We start from the raw sequence: 19,450 nt of genomic DNA, 5'->3' as shown, positions 1-19,450 counted from the left end.
TATCCGCAGGAGCGTCCGACATGACCGACCACACCGACCACCACGCCCCCGAGGGGCTGCTCACCCGCGGCACGGTGCTCGTGGTGCCGGGGCGCGGGGAGTCCCCGGCGACCTATGACCGGCTCGGCAGGCGGCTCGCCGCCGACGCCTACCGGGTGCGGGTGACCGGCGCCCCCGGCCTCGACGCCGATGACCCGCTCGGCTCGCTGGCCCGCTTCGGCGCCCGGCTGGCCGCCGCGGCCGAGGACACGGCCGGCGCGGACGGGGTGGCCCGCCCGCTCGTCCTGGTGGGCGCCGACTCCGGCGCCGCCGCCCTCGCCGCGCTGCTCGGACGGGCGGACACCCCGGCCGCCGTGGCGCCGGACGCGGTGGTCCTCGCCGGACTGCCGGGCCGGCCGGCGGCGCAGGCCCCGGCGGACACCTGGGAGCACGAACTCGACGTCCGGACCTCCTGCCCGACCCACCGGGCCGTGCTCAGCGGGGACCCTGGGGTGCGCCGCGGTGCCCTCGACGAGGCGCTGCCCGAGGCCCTGCTCGACGCCGCCGCCGGTGCCCGCCTCACCGTACCGGCCCTGCTCCTCGCCGGGGACTCCGATCCGCTCGCCGACCACGCGGCCCTGCGGCGTACCGCCGGCGCGCTCCCCCGGGCCCGTCTCTCGGTGGTCCGCGGCGCCCACCACGATGTCCTGAACGACCTCCAGCACCGCTCGGTGGCGGCGGAGATCGTCACGTTCCTGGAGACCCTGCGCAACGAACTGCGGCCACTCATCACGGTGGAGTCCAGCAGCTGGTGAACCCCGCCGGGGGCTCCCGCCCCCGGCTCCTACCCCGGAAGGTCCCCGATGGCTCTCGTCCTCTCCGTCTCCGGCAGCCCCTCCCCCACCTCCCGTACGGCGCGGCTCCTGCGCCACCTCGACGACCGGCTCCGCGCGCAGGGCCACGAGGTGGTCCCGCTGGACGTGCGCACCCTCCCGGCCGAGGCACTGCTCGGCGCCGACTTCCGCCACCCGGCGATCGTGGAGGCGACGGCGCGGTTCGAGCGGGCGGACGGTGTCGTGATCGGCACCCCCGTCTACAAGGCCGCCTACTCGGGGCTGCTCAAGTCGCTGCTCGACCTGCTCCCCCAGTACGCGCTGGCGGACAAGACGGTGCTGCCGCTGGCCACCGGCGGCAGCACCGCCCATGTGCTGGCCATCGACTACGCCCTGCGGCCGGTGCTCAGTTCGATGGGGGCGGCGCACATCGTGCCGGGCTGGTTCACCCTCGACCGGAGCCTCGCCGTCGGCGAGGACGGGAGCCTGACCGTCGCGCCCGACACGGCCCGCGCCCTGGCGGAGGTGACGGACCGCTTCTCGGCGGCGCTCGGCGGCCGGACGGCCGCGCCGGTACCGGCCGGGTGATCAACTTCCGACGACGGGCAGTCGTTTACGCACGTTTCCTGACCCCATGTCATCAGTTCGCCCGGTGATACGATCACCGCGTTCGCGGGGCGGGCACATGGATCGATGACGACATCTCCGACTTCAGGGACGCGGCAGTGCGGGGCACCAGGACCGCACCTCACCGTCACCCCGAGCGCGCCGGTCCGCCCCGCCGCACCGCGTCCCAAGGAATCGAGAGCACGCATGGACCCTCGCCCCACCCCTGCCCCCGTCCCGGTCCCCCCGCCCGGCTGTCCGGCCCACGGCTCCGGTGCCCGGGTGCCGCTGTACGGGCCGGAGTTCGCCGCCGATCCGGAGGCGTACTACGCGTACCTGCGGCACTACGGCCCCGCCGCGCCGGTCGAGCTGGCGCCGGGGGTGGAGGCGACGCTGGTCACCGACTACACGGCCGCCCTCCAGCTGCTGAACGACTCGGTCTCCTTCCGCAAGGACGCGCGTCGCTGGCGTGCCTTCAACGAGGGCGAGGTCGGCCCGGACAGCCCGGTCGTGCCGCTGCTGGCGTACCGGCCGAACTGCATGTTCGCGGACGGCGCCGACCATGTGCGGCTGCGTCAGGCGGTCACCGACAGCATGGCGCGGGTGGACGTCCGCCGGCTGAGCCGGAGCACCGAGCAGATATCCGGCTACCTCATCTCCCAGTTCGCCGCGCGGGGTTCGGCCGACCTGGTCGGTGACTACGCCAAGCAGCTGCCGCTGTTCGTCTTCAACGAGCTGTTCGGCTGCCCGGCCGGCATCGGCGACCGGGTGCTGTTCGGCATCTCCGGCATGTTCGACGGGGTCAACGCCGAGAAGGCCACCGAGGTCCTGTTCGGCGCCGTCGGCGAACTCGTCGCCCTCAAGCGCGCCCAGCCCGGTGATGACGTCACCTCCCACCTGATGCGGCACGACGCGGGGCTCAGCGACGAGGAGATGGTCCACCAGCTCGCCCTGCTGCTCGGCGCGGGCGCGGAGCCGCTGCGCAACCTGCTCGGCAACACGCTGCACCGGCTCCTCACCCACGAGCGGTACGCCCGCGAGGGCGGCCTCGTCGAGGAGGCGCTGGACGACACGCTGTGGGAGAACCCGCCCATGTCCAACTACGCGCCGCACTACCCGGTAAGGGACATGGAGTTCGCCGGCCGGGACCTCCGGGCGGGCGACCTGGTGATGGTGAGCTTCGCGGCGGCCAACGGGGGTGCCGGCCAGGGGCATTCGCGGCGGGCCGGCGGCCACCGGGCGCACCTGGCGTGGAGCGCGGGTCCGCACGCCTGCCCGTCGAAGGACCCGGCCCGGCACATCACCGTCGCGGCCATCGACCACCTGTTCAACCAGTTGCCGGACATCGGACTCGCCGTCCCCGAGGACAGCCTGACCTGGCGGCCGGGTCCCTTCAACCGGGCTCTGGCCACGCTGCCGGCCCGGTTCACCCCGGTCCGGCCGGAGCGGACCGCCGCGGCGGCACCGGACACGCCGGCCCAGGCGGCTCCGGAGTCCCGGCGCCCGGCGGCGCCGCCCCGGCCGGCCGACGCGCCGGAGCAGCGGCCCGAACGCGGCGGCCTGTGGAGTTCGTTCCTCACCTGGCTCACCAAGTGACGGAGGCAACCGCCGTCCGGCCCGTCCCTGCCGCATGAACGTGTCACCGCGGGGGTAGTGAGCACGCGGCCTTCACCATGTGCTCATTTCGTAAAGGAGGTGCCATGGGCGGCCGTTCCATGGTGTCCGATCCCCTGCCGGCGGCCCCGGCACACCCCCCGATACCCGCCCCACCGGGCGGGTATCTCCTTGTCGGCCCCCGCCTCGCCGGGACGGCCCGGTGACCGGCTCCGGGCCCGCCGGCAGACCGGCCCTGGGGGCGTTCACCGGTGCCCAGCTGCGCGGTCTGTGCGCGGTCGCGGGGCTCTCCGGGACGGACGCCCGCATTTATGCCGGCGTCCTGGCCGAGGCGCTGGGCCCGCTCTCCCGGCGGCCCCTGGACCTGCCGCCGGCGGACCCCACCTTCCTGTCCGACGACCACACCCCGGTGGAGTTCTCGCTGTCCTTCCGGGCGGGCGCGGACCCCGCGCTCCGGGTGCTCGTCGAGCCGGGGTGGGGGGCGGGCGGTCCGGCCCGCAACGGCCGCCGGGGCCTCGCGGCGGTCCGGGCCATGGCGCGGCGCTGGGGCTTCTCCACCGGGCCGCTCGACACGGTCGCGGACCTGTTCCTGCCGCCGGACGCGCACGGCCCGCTCGCCCTGTGGGTCGCGCTGGAGCTGCGGCCCGGCGGCGTACCCGGGGTCAAGGTCTACCTCAATCCCGGCGCGTCCGGGCCCGAGCGGTCCGCGGAAACGGTCCTGCGTGCGCTGTGCCGACTCGGTCACCGCTCGGCCGCCGCCGCGCTGCCGGAGGCGGACGGGCACCCGTTCTTCGCCCTCGACCTCGGGGACTGGGAGCGGCCCCGGGTCAAGGTGTACTGCCGCCACGACGGCCTCACGGCCGAGCGGGCCGGGCAGCTGTCCCGGGCGGCGTACGGGCCCCGTCCGGAGGTGGTCGCGGAGTTCTTCCGCACGGCCGCCGGACCCTGCCCCGCCCCCGGCGGGCAGCCGGTCCTCACCGGCCGGCCGGGGCTGACCTGCCTCGCCTTCACCGGCCCGGACGGCCCGGTCCCCGGCGGCTTCACCCTGCACGTCCCGGTACGGGACTACGCCGGGGACGACCGGGAGGCGCTGGCCCGCGCGGAGCGGGTGCTGCGCCGGCACGGCATGGACCCCGCCCCGCTCGCCCGCGCCTGGCCGGCGCTGACCGGGCGCCGCCCCGAGGACGGCGTGGGGCTGGTCGCCTATCTGGCGCTGGCCCACCAGGCGGGCGCGCCGCCCCGGGTGACGGCGTACCTGTCCTCGGAGGCGTACGCGGTCCGGCCTCCGGCCCGGACCGGCCGAGCGGCTCGCGCGGCGGCCGTCCCCTAGCGGACCGCGGGAAGGCTCCCGGCGGGTGCGTGCCGGGAGCCTCCGTGCCAGGCACGGTTTCGCACGTCACTCGTCCAGGGCGTCGCGCAGTTCCGTCAGGTAGGGGCCCACGTCGACCTGGATGGAGGAGCCCTGGGTCCTGCCGTACCGCTCGGCGACGGCGTCGAGGTATCCGGCGATCTCCTCGCGCATCACGTCCTCGGCCGGCAGGACGGCGGTGCCGGTGACGAGCCGGGTGATCCAGCGTGCCTGGGCCTCGACCAGCCGGGTGATGGCGCCCACGGGCCGCACCAGGCCGGCGAAGTACAGGCCGGGCAGGCCGGGCGCGGCCACCCTCCGGTACAGCTCGACCGCGCCGTCCGGGGCGAGCGGGCAGCCGGCGGGCAGGAACGGGAAGTCCATGCGGTAGCCGGTGCAGTAGACCACCGCGTCGGCCGGCTCCGCGGTGCCGTCGGCGAAGACGACCCGGTCGCCGTCGAACGAGGTGATCGCGGGCCGGGGGTGCACGGCGCCGTGCCGGATGCGGCTGAGGATCTCGTCGGAGATGGTCACGGCCGAGGAGAAGACGGGGTGGTCGGGCTCGGGCAGGCCGTAGTCGGCGAGGCGGCCCCGGGCGACGCGCAGCGCCTCCTCGCAGAACTCCCGCTGCCCGGCCAGGGACATCTCCTGGAACCAGGGCGCCTCGGCGATCTGGTCGACGGACATGCCGTAGAGCTGCTTGGGGACGATGTGCAGGCCCCGGCGGACCGAGAGCAGGGTCCGCGCGGTGTGCCGGGACAGGTCGGCGGCGATGTCCACCGCCGACGCGCCGAGGCCGACGACGACCACCCGCCGGCCGGTGAAGGCGGCGCCGTCCTGGTAGTCGAGGGCGTGCAGCGTCCGCCCGGTGAAGGTGTCCGCGCCCGGCGGCAGGGGGTCGGGCAGGGCCGGCTCGGTGTGGTGGCCGGAGGCGACGACCACATGGGTGAACCGGCGGGACGCCTCCGTGCCGTCGGCGTCCCGGCCGGCGACGGTCCAGGCGCCGTCGCCGGCCGGCCGCACCGATGTCACCTCGGTGCGGAAGGCGAAGTGGTCGAGGAGCCCGGCCCGCTCGGCGAAGTCCCGCAGGTAGGCGGCGACCTCGGTGTGCCGGGGGTAGAGCGGGTAGGAGGAAGGCATCGGACAGCCGGCGTAACCGGTCAGGTCCTTGGCCGTGTTCAGGTGCAGCGTCCGGTACCCCGGGCCGCGCTCACCGGCGCCCGGCTGCCGCCAGATGCCGCCGGCGTCGGGCGCCCGGTCGAAGCCCGTGAAGTCGACACCGCTCTCCTTGAGGGCACGGCCCACCGCCAGCCCCGACAGTCCCGCGCCGATCACGCACACCCGCACCTTCGCCCCCACGGCAGCCGCCCCGTCCCGCGCACACCGAACGCACCTTCACTTCCCCTTCACAACTCCTCACACACCGGACCGGCGGAAGAGCGGGCGTGTCACCGCTCACACCCCCGGCGGCGGACCGGCCCGCCCCGCGGACCCGCCGTCTGCGCCGAACGGGGGAGGCGGGGCGGCCTGCGGGAAACCGGCGCCGGAAGCGGTCAAGCATGTCTGGGACACGTACGGAGTCGGAGAACGGTATGACCCTGAGGAAAGCCCTGGCCTGTGCGCTCGGCGCCGCGGTCTGCGCCGGCCTGCTGGGAACCGGCTGTACCCCGGAGCCACGCGGCACCTCTTCGCAAGGGACGCCCGCGCCCGGTGCCGCCCCGGCGCGGACGGCCGCCCGGCCCCTGCCCGGGGTGGGGCCCGCCCTGCGCGCCCGGGTCCCGGCCGCCGCCCGGCAGGCCGTGGTGGTGCGGGGCACCACGGAGGACGGCAACCGCGCCCGGGTCGTGCTCTACGAGCGGGGCGCCGACCACGGCTGGCGGGCGGTCGCCGGTCCCTGGCCGGCGCACAACGGGCTGCGCGGCTGGACCCGCGACCACGAGGCGGGCGACCTGCGCACCCCCATCGGCGTGTTCACCCTCACCGACGCCGGAGGGCGGCTGCCCGCACCGTGGGCGAAGCTCCCCTACGACGAGGACCCGGACTTCCACGCCGAGGGCACCGGGCACTTCGGGGAGTCGCTGGAGGGCTCCTTCGACTACGTCGTCGCCATCGACTACAACCGGGTGCCCGGCACCACCCCGCTGGACAACACCCGTCCGCTGGGTGAGGAGAAGGGCGGCGGGGTGTGGCTCCACGTCGACCACGACGGGCCGACCAACGCCTGCGTCTCGCTGAGCGAGGAGCACATGCGCGTCCTGCTGCGGGAGCTGGACCCGGCGAAGAAGCCGGTGGTCGTCATGGGACCCGAGGCGGCTCTGGCAGAGTGACCGGGGCGGCCGGGGCGGGCGCCGGCTCCCAGCGGATCCGGGTGGCGCACAGGGTCACCACCGCTGCCGATCCGGCGACGGCGGCCATCCCCCAGGCCAGGCCGCCGGCGTCCGCGAGGAAGCCGATGAACGGCGGCCCGGCCAGCAGACCGGTGGTGCCCATGGCGGCGACGAGGGTGAGGGCGTCGGAGCCCTGCCGGGCCGCCGCCGCGTAGACGCAGGGTGTCACGGCGGCGACGCCGAGGCCGACGAAGGCGAAGCCGATCAGGGCGGGCAGCACCCCGCTGGCCAGCAGCGCGCAGGCCAGCGCCGTCGCGGCGAGCGCGCTGCCGAGGAGGACGACCCGCCGGTCGCCCCAGCGTTCGCGCCGGCCGTCGGCGAAGAGCCGGGCGAGCAGCATCGCGCCGGACACCACGGCGATCCCGAGCGGCGCGAGCCGGGCCGACGCCCCGGCGACGTCCTTCAGGTACAGGGCGGACCAGTCGTTCATGGCGCCCTCGGCGACGGTGCCGAAGACCATGGCGCAGCACATCCACAGGGTGAGCGCGCTCGGCAGGGACCGGCTCCTGCGCTTCTTCCGTCCGGGCGCGGGCGCCGGCGCGGCGGTCTCCTCGGTGAGCAGTCCGGTGCGCGCGACGGCGCCCAGGGCCAGCAGCAGGGCGACCGCGACGCCGAAGTGCGCCGCGACGGACTCGGTGAACGCGGTCATGCCGGAGGCGACCAGGGCGGCGAGCAGCGACCCGGCGCTGAACGTGGCGTGCAGCCGGGCCATGGTGGTCCGCTCGAACCGGGCCTCCAGGGCGGCACCCTGGGCGTTCATGGCGACGTTCAGACAGCCCACGAGCACACCGTCGACACCCATCACCAGCAGGGCCGTCCGGTAGTCCGGGGCCGCCGCCAGGGCGAGCAGGAGCAGGGCGAGGCAGAGCTGGGAGAGCAGGGCGAGGCGGCGCGATCCGAGGCGCCGCATCAGCCAGGCCACCAGCGGGAAGGAGACCGCGGCGCCGACGCCGGCGGCCATCAGCAGCACGCCCACCTCGGACGGGCTCAGACCGAGGTCCGTCTTGACGGCGGGGATGCGCGCGGCCCAGGTGGCGTACTGGAAGCCGAGGGAGCAGAACAGCGCGGCGGCGGCCAGCTGTCCGCGCCGGAAGGGGTCGTGGAGTCGGGTCACGTGGATCAGCTCGCTTCGTGCGGGTCCGGCACCGGCCGGGACATGTAGACGGCGCCGGCGCCGTAGCCGCCGGAGGGGGTGACATCCGGGTGGGGTGTGAAGCCCCGGGCGGACCAGTACCGTTCGCTGCCGCCGACGGCGACGAGGGAGATCCGCCGGTCGCCGCGGGTTCGCGCGGTGCCGGTGAGCCGGCGCAGCAGGTGGCGGCCCAGTCCCCGGCGGCGCAGGCCGGGCGCGACGACGAGGTCGTGCAGGTGCAGGTTGCCCGCCGGGGGGCCGGGCGGTTCCCCGGCACGGCCGAGGTCGGGGCAGGCGAGGGCCGGGTAGGGCAGGGCGAGCAGGTAGCCGGCGGGCCGGCCGCCGACGTCGGCCACGAAGCAGGTCCCCGGTGAGGCGGCGGCCCGGGACTGGAGGGCGGCGCGTCCCTCGGAGAGGCCCAGCGGCGCGTAGGCGGCGTGCTCCAGGGAGACGACGGCGTCCCAGTCGGCGCCGGTGAGCGGGCGGATCCGTACCGGCTCGCGGGGCGGCTCAGTCATCGGTGCCTCCGGTGACCGTGTGGCAGGGCAGCGGGGGGAAGCCGTTGAAGCCGCGGGTGGTGTAGCTGAGGGCGTAGGCACCGGCGGACAGCACCCAGACGGGGTCGCCGGAGGCCAGGGCGCGGGGCACCCGGACCAGGCTGCCGGCCTCGTGGGAGTAGGCGTCGTCGCTGTCGCAGGTGGGTCCGGCGACGACGGCCGGGACGGTGTCGCCGCCGGGGTGGCCGGGGAACACCAGCCGGTACTGGAGGGCGTCCATCTCGTAGAGCCCGTTGAACTTTCCGCAGCTCAGGTAGAGCCAGTACCGGTCCGTGCCGTCGGGTCCGCTGCGGCGGGCGAGCCGGGCGACGTGGGCGCGGACGGCGCCGTGGTCGGCGACGAGGTACCGGCCGGGTTCGACGACGAACTCCAGTGGGCCGCCGTGCGCCCGGCGCAGCGCGTCCATGCCCTCCCGGAGCACGGCGAAGATCTTGTCCAGCGGCGGGTCGAGCCGCCGGCCGTGCCGGTCGAGGTAGCCGCGGGCGGGGAGGCCGCCGCCGAGGTTCACGTGGTCGAGGGTGATCCCGCGGTGGCGCAGGGCGCGCAGCACCTCGCCGAGGTCGGCCACGGCCGTGCGCCACGCCCCGGCCGTCATCTGCTGGGAGCCGACGTGCACGGAGAGCCCGGAGGGCACCAGGCCCAGGTCGCGGGCGAGTTCGAGGACGCCGGCCGCCTGCGCGGGCGGGCAGCCGAACTTGTGGCTGAGGCCCCACAGCGCGCCCTCTCCCCCGGTCGCGACCCGGCAGAAGACGCGGGCGCCGGGGGCGTGCGCGGCGAGGGCGGCGACGTCCTCCCGGCTGTCGGTGGCGAAGAGGCGTACGCCGAGCCGGTGGGCGGCGGCGATGTGCCGGTCGGACTTGACGGTGTTGCCGTAGTGGACGCGGTCGGCCGGTACGCCGCACCGCAGGGCCTGTTCGATCTCGGCGGGGCCGGCCGCGTCGGCGCCGGCGCCCGCCCGGGCGAGGGTGGTGACGACCTCGTCCGCCGGGCACGCCTTGAGGGCGAACCGGACGTGGACGCCGGGCAGTTCGCGGCGGAGCGCGGCGAGGCCGTGCTCGATGCCGGTGAGGTCGAGGACGAGCCGGTCCGTGGTGGCGGCGGCGAGCGCGCCGGCCAGGCGGGCGCCGGGCCCGGGGGCCGTGCGGGTCGTGGTGCTCACCGGGGCTGTCCGGGCGGTGCGGTGAGCGGGGTGGTCCGGGCTGCCGCGATCAGCGGTTCCCAGGCCTCGGTCAGCAGCGCGAAGTCGGCCATGTCGTCGCGGGCCTCGTCCAGCAGGCGGTCGCGGCGGCCGGCGAGCAGGTCGGCGACGTCGGCGTACCGGCCGCCGAGGCGCCGGTAGGCGGTGTCGACCGCGGCCAGGCGCTCGGTGTTCTCCGTCCGGTCCAGTCCGGTGCTCTCCCGGGCCAGGGCCGCGACGGCGTCCGGGCGGACCCGGCCGTCCGCGTCCAGCAGGGTGTCGCCGGCGGCGGCCATCCCGTCGTAGACGGCGTGGAAGTAGAGCATGGAGAGGAGGAACTTGACGAAGCGGAGCTGGTAGGCGCGGAAGCCGGTGCCGGTACGGCGTTCGCCGGTGTGGTAGTTGACGATGTGCCGGTTGTGCAGGACTCCGGGCAGGCGGGCGTCGTGGACCAGGTGGATGAGGAAGTAGTCGCTGCCGATGGTGTCCCGGGCGGGTGGCAGCGGGACGCGTTCGTGCACGCCGTGGAAGGCGATGTTGCACATGTCGACGCGCATCGGGTCGACCAGGGTCAGCAGGGAGTGGTCGGCGGTGAAGGGCGTGGTGCCCGCGCCGCGGAAGGACTCGTCGGCCAGGTCCCGCTTGGCGGCGGCGGACCAGTGGGCGGGGGCCCACAGGCCGACCACGTCGCGGTAGGCGTCCGGGTCGGCGGCGCGCATCTCGGCGATGTCCACGGAGAGTTCGCCGATGAAGGAGGCGCCCGTCATCGCCACGCGCCGGTCGCGGCAGTCCGCCGGCAGGTCGGTGGCGGTGACGCCGGCCGCGGCGTCGGCGGCGCGGCGGCCGAGGGAGGCCAGTTCGTGGTGGACGGGGAAGACGGTACGGCCGTCCAGTACCTGGTAGCGGCTGTCGGAGTCGCGACGGTGCACGGAGGCGCAGCCGAGGGCGGCGGCGATCAGGAAGGCGCGGTCGGTGCAGGCGCCGTAGGAGAGGCCGTCGGGCAGGAGGAGGTCGAGCAGCAGGTCGGGCTTGGCGGCGCCGGAGCGGGTGAGGGCGCGGGTGAGGAAGTCGCGCTGGGCGGCCTCGTCGAGGTGGTGGACGGTGACGCGCGGGTGGGCGGGCAGACGCCGTACCACGGCGGCGTGGGCGGCGCGCACGGCGGGCGGGCAGGAGTCGAGGATCAGCACCGCCACCTCGACGCCGGCGTGGTCGGCGGCGTACCCGGCCTCGGCGCCGAGGGCGGCGACGGTGTCCGGGCAGGCCCGGTCGGTCGGCAGGGTCAGGCAGATGCGGCGCATGATGCGTCCCCGGTGGCCTCGTCGGTGTCGCCGTCCTCGTGCCAGGACCTCAGGCCGAGCAACCGGGCGCCCAGGCCGGTCAGTCCGGCGGTCGGGTAGCGCTCGGACTCGGGCCGGACGGCGTCGCCGAGGAGGGTGGCGTTCCAGTCGGGGGTGGCGAGGGTGCGCCAGGACTCGACGCGGGAGCGGCGCAGTTCCGTGTGCTCCTCCAGGGCGGGCATCATCGACAGGTACTGCACGGCGCGCACCCCGCCGCCCGAGGTGTTGGGGGCGACTCCGTGGGCGAGCAGCCCGTTCCAGATGAGCAGGTCGCCGGCCTTGAGGCCGGGCCGTACGACGGGCATCTCGGTGCGGTCGATCACGGGCCGGATGGGGTCGCGGTCGTCGGGCTGGGTGACCTTCCAGCGGTCGAAGCGGCGGAAGAGTTCCGGGCAGCACTGGAAGCCGCCGTGGTCGTTCTCGGTGTCGTTGAGGGCGATGATGCCCTGCACACGCTGTGGCAGGACCCCGAGAGTGGTGTCGACGTCCCAGTGGAGTTCGATGTCGAAGCCGCGCTCGCGCTGCTCGATGAGGGCCCGGTCGCGGTTCTTGACGTTGGGCGGGTTGAGGTTGAGCCGGTCGAGGGTGACCCACAGCTCCTCGCAGTCCCACACGTCGACGAAGGCGTCGTAGACCCGCCGGGCCTGGCGGCTGTCCCAGATGAGCTGGTGGTGGTAGGCCTCGACGAAGCCGTAGACGTGCAGTTCGCGGTCGAGGTCGCTGCGGTACTCGCGCTCCTCGTACCAGGTCTCCGGGCGGTCCGGGTCGAGGCCCTGGAACTCCCAGGCGAAGTCCAGCAGCCGCCGGGCCGACTCGGCGGGTATCGCCTGCTCGACGACGGTGTAGCCGTACGTCTGCCAGTGCGCGAACTGCTCCTCGGTCAGCACCCGCAGGGGCCGGGTCTTGGTCAGGTCGCGCAGCGGGGTGCGGGCGAGGTACGTGTCCGCGTCGGCGCTGAAGTAGGGGACGTCCGAGGCGGCTCGGTGCAGGTAGGGGTCGGGTGTCGCCATGGGGTGCTCCAAGTCGTCGCCGTCGCGCCTGCCGTGGACGGCGGTCTGTGCGGAGGGCGTGCCGCGGTGCGCACGCGGGAGGGGGCTGCGGGATTCCGCTCGGGCCGGGTGGCGGAGCGGAGGGGGCGGCGGTCACCGGTCTGCTGTGCCACTCGCCGAACGTGGCCTCACAATGGACTAGACCAAGTGACGGTGTCAACACCCGTCACAGGCTGCGCTGTTGACACGAATTCAAGATCCTCGATCCCGGCTCGACCCTTGACACACCTGGTTAGCCTGGGCGCATCGTGTGCTTGGTCCGTACCAAGAAGCAGGGTCGGCACCGGTGTCGTATCCGCCCCGTCCGAAAGGCACGGCCGATGTCCTCCAGCAAGCACAGCAGCGAGTTGCGGCGGCTCGCGCTCTCCGTCCTTCAGCCGGGGTTCGTGGGCACCGAGGCCCCCGACTGGGTGCTGCGGGCCGTCGCCGACGGGCTCTCCTCGGTGGTGCTCTTCACCCGGAACATCGTCACGCCGGAGCAGGTGGCGCGGCTGACCGAGCGGCTGCGCGCCGAGAACCCGGCGCTGATCGTCGCCATCGACGAGGAGGCGGGGGACGTCACCCGGATCGAGTCGGCGACCGGCTCCAGCCGGCCCGGCAACTTCGCCCTGGGCACGGTGGACGACCCGGCGCTGACCGAGGCGGTCGCGGCCGACCTCGGCCGGGAGCTGCGCGCCGCGGGTGTCAGCCTCGACTACGCGCCGAGCGCGGACGTCAATTCCAACCCCGACAACCCGGTGATCGGCGTACGGTCGTTCGGCACCGGGACCGACGTGGTGTCCCGGCACACCGCCGCCTGGGTGCGGGGGCTGCAGTCGGCGGGCGTGGCGGCCTGTGCCAAGCACTTCCCGGGTCACGGGGACGTCGCCGTCGACTCCCACCACGACCTGCCCGCCTACCGGGCCGGGCGGGAGGAGATCGAGGCGCGGGCGCTGCCGCCGTTCCGGGCCGCCGTCGAGGCGGGGGCGCGGGCGGTGATGAGCGCCCACCTGCTGGTGCCCGCGTACGACGCCGGCCTGCCCGCCACCCTCAGCCGCCGGGTCCTGCACGGGCTGCTCCGCGAGGAACTGGGCTTCGACGGCCTGGTCGTCTCCGACGCCATCGAGATGGCGGCGGTCACCCGGGCGTACGGCATCGGCGGGGCGGCGGTACGGGCCGTCGCCGCGGGCGTGGACGCCGTGTGCGTCGGCGGGGAGAGCGCCGAGGAGTCCGTCACCGAGCTGCTCGCTGACGCGCTGGCCGGCGCGGTGGCGGGCGGGGAGCTGCCGGCGGAACGGCTGGCGGACGCGGCGCGCCGGGTCGGGGAGTTCGCCGAGTGGTCGGTGAAGCTGCGCGAGTCCGCCGCCGTGCCCGCCGGGTCCGCCGCGGGCATCGGCGCCGTCGCCGCCCGCCGTGCCGTACGGGTCACCGGTGACGCCGGCGCGCTGCCGCTGGGGTCCGCGCCCCATGTGGTGGAGCTGGCGCCGGTCACCCATCTGGCGATCGCCAAGGAGACGCCCTGGGGTGTCGCCGCCCCGCTGCGGGAGCGGCTGCCGGGCACCACGTCGGTCCGGGTGCACGCACCGGAGCCGGCGGACGGCGCGGCCGGGTGGGAGGAGCGCGCCCTGCGTCCGGCGGCGGGCCGGCCGCTGGTCGTCGTGGTCCGCGACGCCGCCCGGCACGCCTGGATGAGCCGGGCGGTGGCCGAGCTGACCCGGGCCCGCCCGGACGCCGTCCTGGTGGAGATGGGGCTGCCGCACCCCCTGACGGCGGGGGCGGCGCAGGTGTTCACGCACGGCGCGAGCACGGCCTCCGGGGTGGCGGCGGCGGAGGTGCTGACCGGGGGCGTCTGAGCCCGCCGGGCCATGCCCCGGCGGCAGCGGCCCGGCCGCCGGCACATCCCCGGTGCCCGGCTCCGGTTGCCGCCGTGGGGTCCACCGGTACGGCTCACAGGTCCACGACGAGCCGCGCGGACCGGGCGCGGGACACACACGGGTACATGCGCCCCGCCGGGGCACCGATGTCGTCGCGGTGGTCGGGGACGCCGTCCAGGACGGTGAGTTCGCAGCTCCCGCAGACACCCTCACGGCAGCCCGCGGGCACCCGGAGCCCGGCGTGGACCAGGGCATCGAGCATCGACTCCCCGGCCGCCACCGGGACCGTCCGGCCGGAGCCGGCGCACACGGCCTCGAACGCGGTCGCGGGCCCGGACTCCCGGCGCAGCGGACGGAACCGCTCCATGCGCAGCCGGCCGGCGGGGAACGCCTCCTCGGCCGCGGCCAGCAGGGGCGCGGGGCCGCAGCAGTAGACGAGGGTGCCGTCGCCCAGGCCCGCGGCGACCGCGCGCAGGTCGGGCCTGCCCCGCTCGCGGGTGGCCACGATCCGCACCCGGTTCCCGTACTCCGCGCGCAGGCTGTCCGCGAAGGGCATGGCCCGCGTCGACGGCCCGAGGTAGAGCAGTTCGGCGGGGACGCCCGCCGCCGTCGCCGCCCGCAGCATCGGCAGGACGGGGGTGATGCCGATGCCGCCGGCCAGGAACAGGTAGCGCGGCGCGGGCAGGAGCGGGAAGTGGTTGCGCGGGGCGGACACCTCCAGCGGGCGGCCGGGGCGCAGGAAGCGGTGGATGTACTCCGATCCGCCCCGGCTGAGACGGTCGTGCCGGACGGCGACGCGGTAGCGCTCGCGGTCGGCGGGGTCGCCGCACAGCGAGTACGGCCGGGTCAGCCAGTTGGGCAGCGTCACGTCCACGTGGGCGCCCGGTTCCCAGGGGGCGAGCGGGCCGCCGGTGGTCCGCAGGGTGAGGGAGACGACGTCGTCCGCGAGGGGGGCGATGCGGTCGACGACGGTCCGCTGCGTCGGTGCTGGTGTCATGGGGAGGCGTCCTTCGGTCCGTCGGGGTCCGGGGCGGTCAGTAGAGTTCGCGGTAGCCGGCCTCCAGGTGGCTCTCCAGGACCTCCGGGGGGATGCCGACGCCCGTCTGCGCGGCGAAGACCTCACCCACCGGGGGCAGTTCGCCGGCGAGGGCCTGGGTGGCGGGGTCCCACAGCCGGGACCGGATGAGCGCGCGTCCGCAGTGGAAGTACACCTCCTCCACCTCCACCACGACGGCGAGTGCGGGCCGTTTGGCCTCCGTCTCCATCCGGGCCAGGACGTCGGGTTCGTCGGTGGGCCTGCCCCGGCCGTTGACGCGGAGCGTCTCCCGCGCGCCGGGGACGAGGAAGAGCAGACCGACGCCGTCGTTCTCGGCCAGGTTGGAGAAGGAGTCGGCGATCTTGTTACCGGGCCGGTCGGGAATGGCCAGGGTGCGGTCGTCGAGGACCTTCACGAAGCCGGGGTAGTCGCCCCGGGGCGAGCAGTCGGCGCGCCCCCTGGCGTCGGCCGTGGCCATGGTCAGGAACGGCGAGTGGGCGATGAACCGGCGGTGGTACGCGTCGAGGCGGTCGGTCTTCTTCGCCGCGACCATGGCGTCGGGCTCACCGAGCCGGGCGCGGACCCCGGCCGGGCCCAGGGGTCGGGGGCGGGTGGCGGCACGCGTCATGGGAGTCCTTCCGCAGCAGGCGGGACAGAAGCCGTCCTTGACGGTTCCGCCGCAGGTCATGCCAGTATTGTGAGCAATTACTCAGGTCGTTCGCTACTCGCTTTCGCACGCCCCGCCAGGAGGTGCCATGACATCCGGCCGACGCGGACTCGCCCCACGTAAACAGCCCCGTCAGCTCCGGGCGGAGCTGACCCGGCAGCGCATCCTGGAGGCGGCTGCTCACGTTTTCGAGGAGTACGGCTACGCCGCGGGCACCACGAACCGCATCGCGGAACGGGCGCGGGTCTCGATCGGTTCGCTGTACCAGTACTACCCGAACAAGGACGCGATCCTGGTGGAGCTGGTGACCCGGCACCTGGAGGCCGGCGAGGCGAGCGTCGGCCGCCGCCTCGCGGAGGGCCTGCCCGAGTCGCTGGAGGAGATCCTCCGGGAGTTCGTCCGGGCCGCGATCGAGAACCACGTCGACGACCCGCGGCTGCTGCGCGTCATGGCCGAGGAGACCCCGCGGTCGGCCGAGCTGATCGCCAGGGTGAACGCGTACGAGGAGGAGCGCTTCCGGCACACCCAGGAGCTGTTCGAGAACCACCCCGAGGTGCGGGTGGCCGATGTGGAGGCCGCCGCCCGGCTCACCGTGACCACGGTGGAGCTGGTGGTCCACAAGGTCTGCGCGGCGCCCGACCCGATCGGCACCCGGCGGCTGGAGGACGAACTCGTCGCCATGCTGCACCGGTACCTCACCGGTCCGGCGTGAGGATCAGCCGGACGGCGTCACGGGGCGCGGGGACCGCCGCAGGAAGCGGATGACCGGGTGACCGGGGCCGTCGGTGACCTCGGCGCGCACCCCGTAGACCGTCTCGATCAGGTCCGGGGTGAGGACGTCGCCGGGGGCGCCCCCGGCGACGGCGCGGCCCTCGCGGAGCACCAGGACGCGGTCGCAGTACATCGCCGCGAGGTTGAGGTCGTGCAGGGCGACGACCGTGGTGACCGGCAGGCTCACCACCAGTTCCAGCAGGTCGAGCTGGTGCTGGACGTCGAGGTGGTTGGTGGGTTCGTCCAGCAGCAGTTCGCGGGGCTCCTGGGCGAGGGCGCGGGCGATCTGCGCCCGCTGGCGTTCCCCGCCGGACAGGGTGTGCCAGGACTGGCCCGCCCGGTCGGTGAGGCCGGTGCGGTCCAGGGCGGCGGCGACGGCACGCGCGTCCTCGGGCGAGACCGGCGACCAGGGGCGGCGGTGCGGGACGCGGCCGAGGGCGACGACGTCACGGACGGTCAGTTCGGTCTGGGTGTGGGCGTGCTGTTCGACGGTGGCGACGCGCCGGGCGGCGGTACGGCGGCCGAGGCCGGTCAGGGGCGAGCCGTCGAGGGTGACCACGCCGGCGGAGGGCCGGAGCACACCCGCGAGCAGTCTCAGCAGGGTGGACTTGCCCGAGCCGTTGGGGCCGAGCAGGCCGACCGTCTCGGCCGGGCGGGGGGCGAGGGTGACACCGTCGACGACGAGCCGGCCGCCGGCCCGCCGGCTCACCCGGTCGGCGCGCAGCCCGGACGCGTCCGGCGGTTCGGGAACGGTCACGCGGGCCTCCGGCCCCGGTAGAGCACGACCACGAACGCGGGCACACCGATGAGGGACGTCACCACTCCCACCGGGATCTCCTGCGGGTCGAGGACGGTACGGGCGAGGGTGTCCACCCACACCAGGAAGACGGCTCCGGTCAGCACGGTCACCGGCAGCAGCCGGGCGTGCGCGGCGCCGGTGAGGGCGCGGGTGGCGTGCGGCAGGACCAGGCCGACGAAGCCGATGGCGCCGGCGCAGCTGACCAGGGCGGCGGTGAGCAGCGCGGTGGCGCACAGCAGCACCAGCCGGGCGCGGGCCACCCGGACCCCGAGGCTCGCGGCGGCCTCCTCGCCGAAGGTGAAGGCGTCCAGGGTGGCGGAGTGGGCGAGGCAGACGACCAGTACGGCCACGAGTATCCCGGCGCACAGCAGGACGTCGGTCCAGCCGGCGCCGGTGAGCGAGCCCAGCAGCCAGAACATCACGCCCCGGGTGGTCTCCGCGTCCGCCGAGGTCAGCACGGTGAGCGAGGTGAGTGCGGAGAAGAGCTGCATGGCGGCGACCCCGGACAGCACGACCCGGTCGACGCTGCCGCCGAGGGTGTGGCTGAGCAGCAGGACGAGTCCGAACGAGAGCAGGGCGCCGAGGAACGCCCCGGCCGACAGCGACACCGCTCCCCCGCCCACGCCGAGCACGATCACCGCGACCGCCCCGGTGGAGGCGCCCGAGGACACCCCGAGGACGAACGGGTCGGCCAGCGGGTTGCGGAGCAGGGACTGCATCACCGCCCCGCACAGCGCGAGGCCGGCGCCGCACACCGCGGCCAGCAGGGTGCGCGGCATGCGCAGGTCCCAGACGATGCCGTCGCGCAGCGGGGCGAGGCCGCTCTCGCCCAGTCCGAGGTGGGCGGCGACGGAGGACCAGACGTCGGCCGTGGAGATGTCGGCGGGCCCGATGGTCACGGCCACGGCGACCGACACCGCCAGCGCGGCCAGTCCGGCCGCCGTGAGCAACGGGGTGCGTATACCGGTCACTTGGCGAGCCCGAGGTCCCGCAGGCCCGCGGCCACCCGCTCGACGCCCTCGACGGTGCGGACGGAGGGGTTCATCGCCTGCCCGCTGAGCAGGATGTACCGCTTCTCGCGCACCGCCGTCAGATGGCGGGTGGCCGGGTTGGTCTCCAGGAACCTGATCTTGGCCGCGGCGGTCTCGGCGGTCTGGGACTTGCGGGAGAGGTCGCCGAGGACGATGGCGTCGGGGTCGCGGTCGGCGACGGTCTCCCAGTTGATCTGGGGCCATTCGTCATGGGTGCCGGAGAAGACGTTCCGCGCGCCCACCGCGCGGGTGATGGCGCCGGGTGCGCCGCAGCAGCCGGCGAGGTAGGGCGACTGGGAGTTGGCGAACCAGTACATGAGGGAGACACCCGAGGCGTCCAGTCCCTCGGTGGCGGTGCGCACCCGTTCCCGCAGCCGGGCGACCAGCGCGTCGCCGCGTTCGTCGACGCCGAAGGCGTGCGCCAGGTCGCGTATCTCCCGGTAGACGGTGTCCAGGGTGAGCGGGGTGCTGCGGGAGCCGTCGCCGCCGCTGTCGTTGTCCTTCCCGGCGGAGCAGTCCGACGGGGAGACGTACGTGGGCACGCCGAGCTTCTCGAACTGCTCGCGGGTGGCGACCCCTCCGGTGCCGAGGGTGGAGACGAACGAGGCGGTGACGAAGTCGGGGCCGGCGTCCAGGACCTTCTCGAAGGACGGGTTGTTGTCGGCGAGGCGGGGCACCTGGGCGTTGGCCTTCTCCAGGCCCTTCATGACGGGGTCGGTCCAGGTGGCGGTGCCGGCGAGCCGGCCGGCGAGGCCGAGGGAGAGCAGGATCTCGGTGCTGCCCTGGTTGAGGGAGACGGCGTGCTCGGGCGGCGCTTCCAGGGTGACGCGGTGGCCGCAGTTCTCGATCGTGACGGGGTAACCGGCGGACGCGGCGGTTCCCTTGGCACCGGACGGGCCGGCCGCGCCGGACGTGCCGCACGCGGTGAGCAGGAGCAGGGACACGCACAGGAGCGCGGCGGGACGGGGGGTGGAGCGGAGCACGGGCATGCCTCGGGTGTCGGGGCTCTGGACGCGGAGCCTGGCCTACGGTCGACCTCCGCGCGGGAGCGCGGAGGTGCCAGCAGGTCTTCGGACTCGGGTTCGTCCGGACGAGGCGCCTTCCCAGGACGGTGCACCGCCGGCGCTGTGGCCCGCGCGGTGTGTCCCAGTGGCATCAGTGCCCCGCCCGTCCCCCTCACCGCTGCGCGTCAGTTCCGGATTCGCACCGGATTCCCTGACCACCGAGGTGGCGTGACTGGCCCCGGCAGGGTACCAAGCCCCGGTCCGGGGCCG

At 75.1% G+C, this 19,450-nt stretch carries 18 protein-coding genes and 1 riboswitch; of the genes, 7 read left to right on the top strand and 11 right to left on the bottom strand.

Annotated features, from left to right (window positions below):
• Positions 1–20 precede the first annotated feature (20 nt).
• The 4 genes from Sdagh_RS35200 to Sdagh_RS35185 all read left to right on the top strand — a co-directional run bounded on the left by Sdagh_RS35200 (position 21) and on the right by Sdagh_RS35185 (position 4,362).
• Positions 21–794 carry an alpha/beta hydrolase gene (locus Sdagh_RS35200; RefSeq protein ID WP_189414274.1) on the top strand — a complete coding sequence of 258 codons (774 nt, stop codon included), beginning with the start codon at positions 21–23 and terminating at the stop codon, positions 792–794.
• A 48-nt stretch (positions 795–842) separates the two neighbouring features.
• Positions 843–1,400 carry an NADPH-dependent FMN reductase gene (gene ssuE / locus Sdagh_RS35195; RefSeq protein WP_189414273.1) on the top strand — a complete coding sequence of 186 codons (558 nt, stop codon included), beginning with the start codon at positions 843–845 and terminating at the stop codon, positions 1,398–1,400.
• Positions 1,401–1,625: 225 nt separating this feature from the next.
• Positions 1,626–3,014, top strand: coding sequence for a cytochrome P450 (locus tag Sdagh_RS35190; protein WP_189414272.1), 1,389 nt, complete (start codon positions 1,626–1,628; stop codon positions 3,012–3,014).
• Positions 3,015–3,234: 220 nt separating this feature from the next.
• Positions 3,235–4,362 (top strand): tryptophan dimethylallyltransferase family protein, encoded by a 1,128-nt coding sequence (locus Sdagh_RS35185; RefSeq protein WP_190076518.1) that lies wholly within the window; start codon positions 3,235–3,237, stop codon positions 4,360–4,362.
• Positions 4,363–4,428: 66 nt separating this feature from the next.
• Here the strand turns inward: Sdagh_RS35185 and Sdagh_RS35180 are convergent, their stop codons facing one another.
• Positions 4,429–5,715 (bottom strand): flavin-containing monooxygenase, encoded by a 1,287-nt coding sequence (locus tag Sdagh_RS35180; RefSeq protein WP_504967641.1) that lies wholly within the window; start codon positions 5,713–5,715, stop codon positions 4,429–4,431.
• A gap of 257 nt (positions 5,716–5,972) precedes the next feature.
• Between Sdagh_RS35180 and Sdagh_RS35175 the strand changes: the two genes are divergently transcribed.
• Complete coding sequence (locus tag Sdagh_RS35175; RefSeq protein WP_190076517.1) at positions 5,973–6,707, top strand: L,D-transpeptidase family protein; 735 nt, start codon at positions 5,973–5,975, stop codon at positions 6,705–6,707.
• Here the strand turns inward: Sdagh_RS35175 and Sdagh_RS35170 are convergent.
• Genes Sdagh_RS35170 through Sdagh_RS35150 form a run of 5 tightly spaced genes read right to left on the bottom strand, consistent with a single transcriptional unit; the run spans position 6,676 to position 11,980 of the window.
• Positions 6,676–7,881: an MFS transporter gene (locus Sdagh_RS35170; RefSeq protein WP_190076516.1), complete on the bottom strand. Its 1,206-nt coding sequence runs from the start codon at positions 7,879–7,881 to the stop codon at positions 6,676–6,678. The two genes, Sdagh_RS35175 and Sdagh_RS35170, sit on opposite strands and share 32 nt — an antisense overlap.
• Before the next feature lie 5 nt (positions 7,882–7,886).
• Positions 7,887–8,417 (bottom strand): GNAT family N-acetyltransferase, encoded by a 531-nt coding sequence (locus tag Sdagh_RS35165; RefSeq protein WP_189414268.1) that lies wholly within the window; start codon positions 8,415–8,417, stop codon positions 7,887–7,889.
• Complete coding sequence (locus Sdagh_RS35160) at positions 8,410–9,615, bottom strand: type III PLP-dependent enzyme domain-containing protein (protein WP_226536187.1); 1,206 nt, start codon at positions 9,613–9,615, stop codon at positions 8,410–8,412. Before Sdagh_RS35160 ends, Sdagh_RS35165 begins: the two co-directional genes overlap by 8 nt.
• Positions 9,612–10,931, bottom strand: coding sequence for a DUF6271 family protein (locus Sdagh_RS35155; protein WP_190076515.1), 1,320 nt, complete (start codon positions 10,929–10,931; stop codon positions 9,612–9,614). Before Sdagh_RS35155 ends, Sdagh_RS35160 begins: the two co-directional genes overlap by 4 nt.
• Positions 10,913–11,980 carry a phytanoyl-CoA dioxygenase family protein gene (locus tag Sdagh_RS35150; RefSeq protein ID WP_190076514.1) on the bottom strand — a complete coding sequence of 356 codons (1,068 nt, stop codon included), beginning with the start codon at positions 11,978–11,980 and terminating at the stop codon, positions 10,913–10,915. Before Sdagh_RS35150 ends, Sdagh_RS35155 begins: the two co-directional genes overlap by 19 nt.
• 359 nt (positions 11,981–12,339) lie before the next feature.
• On the opposite strand from Sdagh_RS35150, the gene Sdagh_RS35145 reads away from it, so the two are divergent.
• Complete coding sequence (locus Sdagh_RS35145) at positions 12,340–13,851, top strand: glycoside hydrolase family 3 protein (RefSeq protein ID WP_189414265.1); 1,512 nt, start codon at positions 12,340–12,342, stop codon at positions 13,849–13,851.
• A gap of 94 nt (positions 13,852–13,945) precedes the next feature.
• Here the strand turns inward: Sdagh_RS35145 and Sdagh_RS35140 are convergent, their stop codons facing one another.
• Together Sdagh_RS35140 and Sdagh_RS35135 are read right to left on the bottom strand one after the other, a co-directional pair.
• On the bottom strand, positions 13,946–14,869 hold the full coding sequence (locus Sdagh_RS35140; RefSeq protein WP_189414264.1) for a PDR/VanB family oxidoreductase: 924 nt from the start codon (positions 14,867–14,869) through the stop codon (positions 13,946–13,948).
• A gap of 37 nt (positions 14,870–14,906) precedes the next feature.
• Positions 14,907–15,536 carry an MSMEG_1061 family FMN-dependent PPOX-type flavoprotein gene (locus tag Sdagh_RS35135; protein ID WP_189414263.1) on the bottom strand — a complete coding sequence of 210 codons (630 nt, stop codon included), beginning with the start codon at positions 15,534–15,536 and terminating at the stop codon, positions 14,907–14,909.
• A gap of 127 nt (positions 15,537–15,663) precedes the next feature.
• On the opposite strand from Sdagh_RS35135, the gene Sdagh_RS35130 reads away from it, so the two are divergent.
• Complete coding sequence (locus Sdagh_RS35130) at positions 15,664–16,287, top strand: TetR/AcrR family transcriptional regulator (protein ID WP_190076513.1); 624 nt, start codon at positions 15,664–15,666, stop codon at positions 16,285–16,287.
• A 3-nt stretch (positions 16,288–16,290) separates the two neighbouring features.
• Here the strand turns inward: Sdagh_RS35130 and Sdagh_RS35125 are convergent, their stop codons facing one another.
• Genes Sdagh_RS35125 through Sdagh_RS35115 form a run of 3 tightly spaced genes read right to left on the bottom strand, consistent with a single transcriptional unit; the run spans position 16,291 to position 19,159 of the window.
• Positions 16,291–17,103, bottom strand: coding sequence for an ABC transporter ATP-binding protein (locus Sdagh_RS35125; protein ID WP_189414261.1), 813 nt, complete (start codon positions 17,101–17,103; stop codon positions 16,291–16,293).
• Complete coding sequence (locus Sdagh_RS35120; protein ID WP_190076512.1) at positions 17,100–18,116, bottom strand: FecCD family ABC transporter permease; 1,017 nt, start codon at positions 18,114–18,116, stop codon at positions 17,100–17,102. The genes Sdagh_RS35125 and Sdagh_RS35120 overlap by 4 nt, the downstream gene beginning before the upstream one ends.
• Positions 18,113–19,159, bottom strand: a complete 1,047-nt coding sequence (locus tag Sdagh_RS35115; RefSeq protein WP_494485922.1) for an ABC transporter substrate-binding protein — start codon at positions 19,157–19,159, stop codon at positions 18,113–18,115. The genes Sdagh_RS35120 and Sdagh_RS35115 overlap by 4 nt, the downstream gene beginning before the upstream one ends.
• A 61-nt stretch (positions 19,160–19,220) precedes the next feature.
• A riboswitch (cobalamin riboswitch) is annotated at positions 19,221–19,432 on the bottom strand.
• Between the last annotated feature and the right edge of the window lie 18 nt (positions 19,433–19,450).

It is taken from the genome of Streptomyces daghestanicus, assembly GCF_020521275.1.
In the GTDB taxonomy this organism is placed as follows: domain Bacteria; phylum Actinomycetota; class Actinomycetes; order Streptomycetales; family Streptomycetaceae; genus Streptomyces; species Streptomyces griseoviridis.
The sequence above is the reverse complement of the archived record's forward strand: the minus strand, read 5'-3'. Positions and strand labels throughout refer to the sequence as shown.

What these genes read in the sequence shown, in the direction of transcription:
- Sdagh_RS35200 (WP_189414274.1), top strand. Translation starts at nt 21, where the DNA reads ATGACCGACCACACCGACCACCACGCCCCCGAGGGGCTGCTCACCCGC.
- ssuE (WP_189414273.1), top strand. Translation starts at nt 843, where the DNA reads ATGGCTCTCGTCCTCTCCGTCTCCGGCAGCCCCTCCCCCACCTCCCGT.
- Sdagh_RS35190 (WP_189414272.1), top strand. Translation starts at nt 1,626, where the DNA reads ATGGACCCTCGCCCCACCCCTGCCCCCGTCCCGGTCCCCCCGCCCGGC.
- Sdagh_RS35175 (WP_190076517.1), top strand. Translation starts at nt 5,973, where the DNA reads ATGACCCTGAGGAAAGCCCTGGCCTGTGCGCTCGGCGCCGCGGTCTGC.
- Sdagh_RS35165 (WP_189414268.1), bottom strand. Translation starts at nt 8,417, where the DNA reads ATGACTGAGCCGCCCCGCGAGCCGGTACGGATCCGCCCGCTCACCGGC.
- Sdagh_RS35155 (WP_190076515.1), bottom strand. Translation starts at nt 10,931, where the DNA reads ATGCGCCGCATCTGCCTGACCCTGCCGACCGACCGGGCCTGCCCGGAC.
- Sdagh_RS35150 (WP_190076514.1), bottom strand. Translation starts at nt 11,980, where the DNA reads ATGGCGACACCCGACCCCTACCTGCACCGAGCCGCCTCGGACGTCCCC.
- Sdagh_RS35145 (WP_189414265.1), top strand. Translation starts at nt 12,340, where the DNA reads ATGTCCTCCAGCAAGCACAGCAGCGAGTTGCGGCGGCTCGCGCTCTCC.
- Sdagh_RS35140 (WP_189414264.1), bottom strand. Translation starts at nt 14,869, where the DNA reads ATGACACCAGCACCGACGCAGCGGACCGTCGTCGACCGCATCGCCCCC.
- Sdagh_RS35135 (WP_189414263.1), bottom strand. Translation starts at nt 15,536, where the DNA reads ATGACGCGTGCCGCCACCCGCCCCCGACCCCTGGGCCCGGCCGGGGTC.
- Sdagh_RS35130 (WP_190076513.1), top strand. Translation starts at nt 15,664, where the DNA reads ATGACATCCGGCCGACGCGGACTCGCCCCACGTAAACAGCCCCGTCAG.